We start from the raw sequence: 5,923 nt of genomic DNA on the forward strand, positions 1-5,923 counted from the left end.
TGGGAGCCGCCTCCGGACGGCGGCGAGCGTTCGCGAGGGGGCCGTGGCGGTCGGGCGAGGGAATCGTTGCGCGATCGACGCGAGTCGGTCCCGGACGGTTTCGAAACGGACGGTGGGGGGGTGGAGCGGGAGGGCGAGCCCGTCGAGTCGGGCGCGCGTCCACCGACCGATCCGCCCGAGGTCGTCCCAGCCGGAGCCCTGCACGAACACTACCAGGCCGGCGAGACAGACGTACGAGAACGCGCCGATGCGGACGGTGAGCGCCATCGAGAGGTGCGCGACTGCGAACGCCGCGACGAACAGATACCGCGCCCGTCCCCGAAAAACGAGGAGGAGCCACGCGAGACACAGCATCCCCACCCAGACGAGCCCGGAGAGCTGGAGGAGCTCGGGAACCCGCCGCAGCGTGTCGCCGAACAGGAACGTTATCTCGTCGATGCCGAGGACGAGCACCGCCGCCTCCCCGGACCGCCACAGCTCCGAGGTCGTCTTGTGGTACCCGTTGACGACGTACATCACGACCACCTGGCCAAGCAGGAGGGCGGTCGCGACGCCAGCGGTCGACTCGCGGCGGGGGCGGTCGGACGCGACCGCGTCCACCGACCAGCGCTCCCCAAGCGGGAGGAGGACCGCGATCGCGAGCAGCGTGGCGAACAGTACGTCGGCGAAGCTCAACACGAACGGGTTGCGCACGTCGAGCGAGACGACGAGGACGAACGCGACGACCGTCATCGGCCGGGTGTAGTAGCCGACCGCCAGGGCGAGACCGACGAGCGCGGTGAGCGCGAACAGGCCGGCCACCCCCGCCGGCGAGGTGACGAACGCGTACACCGAGTAGGCAGCGGCGGGTTCGGCGGCGACCGCTAGCTCCACCGGGACCACTCCTTGATCCGTGTAGAACCGCGTCAGGTTCCGCGATCGGAGGAGGAGGTCGGCGACGATCAGGAGTCCGAGCGCGATCCGAAACACCGCGAGCGATCGGGTATCGATCCGAACCCGCTCGCGCGTCCCGGCGGCGACCCGGCGGACGATCGCGGCGAGAACCCGCCGGAGATCGCTCGACCGTTTCGGGATCCCCATCGATATCGTCCCGTCGTGACCCGGTAGTCATAGGTGTTGTGTCCGGCGGGACCGATGGGGCGGATCGGGCAGGTGGGGCGGGCGATAGTGCCAGGGTAGATGACGGGAGTGCGATAGGCGGAAGCGGGCGTGTTCAACGCCGACCTCGGTTGTCACCGGGAGCCGGATCGTCACTGGGAGCCGGATCGTCACTGGGAGCCGGATCGTCACTGGGAGCCGGATCGTCACTGGGAGCCGGATCGTCACTGGGAGCCGAGTCGTTGGCAGAACCGGGAGCCCGTTCCCGTCGCTCCTCCCGCCCCCGGATCGTGACTGCGACGGCGGCGACGACGGCGAAGAACCCGAGGAGGAACCCGGCCGGCTGGACGACGAGCCGCTGGAGGACTGTCGTCGCCGGCTCGCGGTCGACCGCTCGGGTCCAGAACTCGTAGTGTCGGTCACCGTCAGTGACGACGAGGATCCCGTCGCCGGTCGTCGGCTCCGCCGGGTACGGGAGGGAGTCGACCCGGTCGTCGGGGTCCTCGACGGTGAACCCGCCTTCGGGGGCGTCGCGGGCGCGGTCGAACGCCTCCCGGGCGTCGGGCTCCAAGTCGGCGCGGTCGACCACCTCGGCGTCGGCGGCGATCGCCCCCCGGTCGATCGGCTGGACCGCGTGGGAGTAGCCGGTCGTCGTGTCGTCGAACGCCACCGGGAGGTAGAGCGGGTTCGCCATCAACACCCCGCCGACGACGAGGAGCCCGACCACGAGGGGGAACCGGCGCATATCGGGGGTTCGACCACCACCGGCAAGAGGCTTTCCGCCGCGGGTCGGGGACGATCACGACCGGAGCCGGTGACGATCTCACCGACTAGAAGCCAGGACCGCCACACGGATTCACCGCGTGCCCGCTGGCGCTCGGAACGCATATGCGACGGGAAGCCGGGATCCGATCCATGGCCGCGGAGCTCGACACCCCAGTGTTGGACAACCACATGCACCTCGACCCGCGTCACGGTCGCGGGATGGACGCCGTCGAGGAGTTCGTTCGACTCGGCGGCACGCACCTGCTCGTCGTCAACAAACCCTCCTGGCACCTCGGCGTTGAGGCTGACGACCCCGCCGACTTCCGGGCGGTGTTCGAGGAGACGCTCGGGGCGGTCACCGACGCGACCGAGCTGCTCCCGGGCCGTGCCTGGCCCGTGCTCGGCGTCCATCCCGGCCTGATCAGTCGGCTCGTCGACGAGCGAGGGTTCGACCCCGACGCGGCCCGGGAGCTGATGGCCGGCGGGATCGAGGTCGCAAGCGAGTACGTCGCCGATGGCCGCGCGCTCGCGTTGAAATCGGGTCGCCCCCATTACGACGTGACCGAGGCGGTGTGGGAGGCGTCGAACGCGGTGACTCGGACCGCCTTCGAGCGCGCGGCCGAAGTCGGCTGTGCGGTCCAGCTACACACCGAGGCGAGCGAGGACCTGACCGATCTCGCGGCGCTCGCGGAGTCGGTCGGCCTCGACCGCGGTCGCGTCGTGAAACACTACGCGGCCGGGCGGCTGGAGGGTCCGGTCCCGAGCGTGATGAGCGAGAAGGACCGCCTCGAACGCGCCGCCGACACGGGAGCGCCGTTCCTGATGGAGACGGACTTCGTCGACGACCCGGAGAAGCCGGGGATGGTGCTCGGCCCGAAAACCGTTCCCCGACGGGTCCGCTGGCTGCTGGAGGAGGGGTACGACGACGCCGTCCGCCGAGCGCACGTAGAGACGCCCGCGGCGGCCTACGGGATCGATACGGAGGCGACGCTGACGGAGTGATGCTGACGGCGTGGCGCTAACGGAGGCGACGCTGACGGAGTAACGAACCCCCCAAAGAGTCTTGCACTCGGCACGGGAGGCCGGAGACATGGAGCTACGCCGGATCGAAGACCGGAGCGACGTCCGCGGAGTGATCCGGGCACACGGCCGCGCCTGGCGCGCGGCGTACGACGGGATCCTCCCGCCGGACGTACTGGAGCGCCAGCCGATCGATCCGGACCCGGAGACCGTCGACGGGTGGGAGGCCGGGCTCCGCGAGAACCGCGAGGGCGTCCGCATCGCGGTCGACGACGGGAGGGTGTGCGGGTTCGTCGACCTCCGCTGGGGGGACGCGGAGACGAAGCCGTTCGTCGGCGAGGGCGAGGCAGACCTGAAAGCGATCTACGTCGACCCCGACCGGTGGGGGGAGGGGATCGGGACCAGCCTACTGGAGCGTGGACTAACGCTCCTCCCCGACGCCGTCGACGTCGTCCGGTTGGAGGCGTTCGCCGACAACGACGTGGGCGCGCGGTTCTACGAACGGCGCGGGTTCGAGGCGACGGGACGCGGGAGCCACGAGGTCGTCGGCGAGTCGTACCCGACGACGATCTACTCGCGAGCGGTCGACCGGTAGACCGGTCGGTTAGCGGGCGTAACCGACACCCGATCCACCGCGAGCGTAGAAAAGGAACGACTCAGGCGTCGCCGTCGGACTGGAACGGCTCGCCGACCGCTCGACGCGGGAGCAGGCTCAACAGTTCCGTCCGCAGCTCCTCGACCGAGGCCAGCCGCGTCGCGGTCGAATCGCCGACCGTCTCGCCGAGGTTCACCTCGCCGTCGGCCAGCTGTATCGTCACGTCGCCACAGTCGTGTTCGACTTCGGCGGGGGTGATGGGGTACTCCAGCGTGGAGAGGACGGTGTCGACCCGGTTCAGCTCGACTTTGCGTGTCATACCGACTCAACGCGTCCCGAGTGTATGAAGCTGCGCACGAACCGATGCGCACGAACGAGGCGTCCGAGGGGATCCGCATAGGCGTCCGAACGAATGCGCTCGAACGTCGGGACGGGCGGACCCAGGCGTCGGGACGGAGTCCCGGGACGTTTATACGCGGCGGCGGTCGACGGCCGACATCGAATGGCGGAGCCGATCCTCAAGTGGGCCGGCGGCAAACGGCAGCTGCTCGACGCGCTGTACGCCCGGTTCCCCGAGTCGTACGACCGGTACCACGAACCGTTCGTCGGCGGCGGCGCGCTCTTCTTCGATCTGGAGCCCGACGCCGCCACGATCAACGACGCGAACCCGCGGCTCGTCTCGCTGTACGAGACGGTTCGCGACGATCCGGAGGGACTCATCGACCGGTTGGAGCGGTTCGACGACCCCGACGCCGACCCCGACCCGTCGCTCCCGTACGCCGAGACGACCCAACGCGGCCGCGACGTTGACGCCTACTACTACCAGCAGCGCGCGCGGTTCAACGACCGTCCGTACACCGGGTCGTTCGATCCGCTAGAAGAGGCCGCCCTGTTCGTCTACCTCAATCGGACCTGCTACAACGGGCTCTACCGCGAGAACGCCGACGGAGGGTTCAACGTCCCGATCGGCCGGTACGCGAACCCGGACTGGGTGCACCGCGACCGGATCCGCCGCGCGAGCGAGGCGCTCGCCGACGTCGAGATCCGCAACGGCGATTTCGCGTACGTGCTCGACGCGGCCGACCCCGGCGACCTCGTCTACTTCGACCCCCCGTACGAGCCGTTGAGCCCGACCGCGGACTTCACGGAGTACAGCGCCGAGGGGTTCGATCGGGACGACCAGCGGCGGCTGCTCGACGCCGCGACGACGCTGGTCGACCGCGGCGTCCACGTCGTCCTGAGCAACAGCGGCGTGATGTACGAACCGTACACCGAGGCGGGGCTCGACGTCGACACGGTGGACGCGGTCCGCGCGATCAACAGCGACGCCGACAACCGCGACGCCGTCGACGAGGTGATCGCGACGAGCGTCCCGGCGTCCGAGCGGCGCGGCGACGACCAGCGCTCCCTGTCGACGTTCACCGAAGAGTGATCGCTAGGTGGGGCTCACGGAGGAGTGATCGCTAGGTGGGGCTCACGGAGGAGTGATCGCGGGGCGAGGGCCTGACCGTGATCGCCACGGCGGGTTCCGTCGGGCTTTTTGAGCTCCCCCGCCGTCGGACCTTCCATGACCGCACACGATATCGATCTCGTCCTCGCCCCGGTCGACGGGAGCGAGGCCTCCCACGAGGCGGTCGAGTACGCGATCGCGATCGCGGGCGAGTACGACGCGCGAGTCCATGCCCTCTACGTCCTCGACGAGGACGTCGTTCGTTCGCTGGAGTCCGGCGAGCTCGACGAGGCGGACGTCGCCGACGACACGCAGTCGTTCACCGATTCGGTCGCGCGCCGAGCGGAGGCGGCCGGGGTCGCCCACAGCAACTCCATCGCGTACGGGTTCTCGACGAAAGTGAAAACGGTCCACCCGGGGAGCGTCGTGCTCGACACGGCCGAAGAGATCGCGGCCGACTTCATCGTCGTCCCCCGCGAACCGATCACGGGCGAACCCGGCGCGGTGCTCGAGAAGGCCGCGGAGTACGTCCTCCTGTACGCGAGCCAGCCCGTGCTTTCGGTGTGAGCTCGCGGGTAGCCGGGCGGGCGGCGGATCGAAGGGATCGAACGGATCGAAGGGATCGAACGGGTAGGGCACTGTCGCCCGCCGCGACCCGAAACGCTTTCACGCCGAGCGGCCCGTCGATTCGGTGATGCTCGACGGCCTCCCGTTGGTTCCCGACGGAACGGCGATCCCTCCGCTGCCGTACCTCGTCGCGGTGCTCCTCGCGGCAGTGAGTGTCGCCGTTGCGGTCCGCCGGCAGCGACCCCGCGTCACCGGCCGACACGTCCTCGCACTCGTGCCCTGGATCGCGCTCGGCGCGGGATTTCACGTGCTGTACGTCGTCGACGCCCTCCCGCCTTTTGTCGCCCCGCTCGGCGGATCGCCGACCGTGTATCTCGTCGTCGGGACGCTCGCCGCCGCGGTGTGGGTCGTCGCCGACGCCGCCGCGT

7 protein-coding genes and 1 pseudogene are annotated in these 5,923 nt (G+C 69.8%); 5 read left to right on the top strand and 3 right to left on the bottom strand.

Features of this window, described 5'->3' with window-relative positions; translation table 11 throughout:
- Together ACFQEU_RS10265 and ACFQEU_RS10270 are read right to left on the bottom strand one after the other, a co-directional pair.
- Positions 1-1,080: HTTM domain-containing protein (locus tag ACFQEU_RS10265; RefSeq protein ID WP_379781807.1), on the bottom strand; the 1,080-nt coding region annotated here is incomplete at its 3' end.
- A gap of 133 nt (positions 1,081-1,213) precedes the next feature.
- Positions 1,214-1,843 (bottom strand): DUF7979 domain-containing protein, encoded by a 630-nt coding sequence (locus ACFQEU_RS10270; protein WP_379781809.1) that lies wholly within the window; start codon positions 1,841-1,843, stop codon positions 1,214-1,216.
- A 170-nt stretch (positions 1,844-2,013) separates the two neighbouring features.
- On the opposite strand from ACFQEU_RS10270, the gene ACFQEU_RS10275 reads away from it, so the two are divergent.
- Entirely contained in the window at positions 2,014-2,865 is an 852-nt protein-coding gene (locus ACFQEU_RS10275; protein WP_379781811.1) for a TatD family hydrolase, read from the top strand.
- Between the two features lie 88 nt (positions 2,866-2,953).
- Positions 2,954-3,478: a GNAT family N-acetyltransferase gene (locus ACFQEU_RS10280; RefSeq protein ID WP_379781813.1), complete on the top strand. Its 525-nt coding sequence runs from the start codon at positions 2,954-2,956 to the stop codon at positions 3,476-3,478.
- 61 nt (positions 3,479-3,539) lie between these two features.
- Here the strand turns inward: ACFQEU_RS10280 and ACFQEU_RS10285 are convergent, their stop codons facing one another.
- Positions 3,540-3,797, bottom strand: coding sequence for a DUF5789 family protein (locus ACFQEU_RS10285; protein ID WP_379781815.1), 258 nt, complete (start codon positions 3,795-3,797; stop codon positions 3,540-3,542).
- A 183-nt stretch (positions 3,798-3,980) separates the two neighbouring features.
- Here ACFQEU_RS10285 and ACFQEU_RS10290 point away from each other — a divergent pair, with 183 nt between their 5' ends.
- The 3 genes and pseudogenes from ACFQEU_RS10290 to ACFQEU_RS10300 form a co-directional block, all read left to right on the top strand.
- Complete coding sequence (locus ACFQEU_RS10290; RefSeq protein WP_379781817.1) at positions 3,981-4,910, top strand: DNA adenine methylase; 930 nt, start codon at positions 3,981-3,983, stop codon at positions 4,908-4,910.
- Positions 4,911-5,045: 135 nt separating this feature from the next.
- Entirely contained in the window at positions 5,046-5,495 is a 450-nt protein-coding gene (locus tag ACFQEU_RS10295; protein ID WP_379781819.1) for a universal stress protein, read from the top strand.
- A gap of 127 nt (positions 5,496-5,622) precedes the next feature.
- Positions 5,623-5,923: pseudogene (locus tag ACFQEU_RS10300) on the top strand (DUF63 family protein); the annotation flags it as partial.

Origin of the sequence: Halorubrum tibetense (assembly GCF_042661865.1) — an archaeon.
Classification (GTDB): domain Archaea; phylum Halobacteriota; class Halobacteria; order Halobacteriales; family Haloferacaceae; genus Halorubrum; species Halorubrum tibetense.

Excerpts from the sequence above, each read along its gene's own strand:
- ACFQEU_RS10275 (WP_379781811.1), top strand. The coding sequence starts at position 2,014 with ATGGCCGCGGAGCTCGACACCCCAGTGTTGGACAACCACATGCACCTC.
- ACFQEU_RS10285 (WP_379781815.1), bottom strand. The coding sequence starts at position 3,797 with ATGACACGCAAAGTCGAGCTGAACCGGGTCGACACCGTCCTCTCCACG.
- ACFQEU_RS10295 (WP_379781819.1), top strand. The coding sequence starts at position 5,046 with ATGACCGCACACGATATCGATCTCGTCCTCGCCCCGGTCGACGGGAGC.
- ACFQEU_RS10290 (WP_379781817.1), top strand. The coding sequence starts at position 3,981 with ATGGCGGAGCCGATCCTCAAGTGGGCCGGCGGCAAACGGCAGCTGCTC.
- ACFQEU_RS10270 (WP_379781809.1), bottom strand. The coding sequence starts at position 1,843 with ATGCGCCGGTTCCCCCTCGTGGTCGGGCTCCTCGTCGTCGGCGGGGTG.
- ACFQEU_RS10280 (WP_379781813.1), top strand. The coding sequence starts at position 2,954 with ATGGAGCTACGCCGGATCGAAGACCGGAGCGACGTCCGCGGAGTGATC.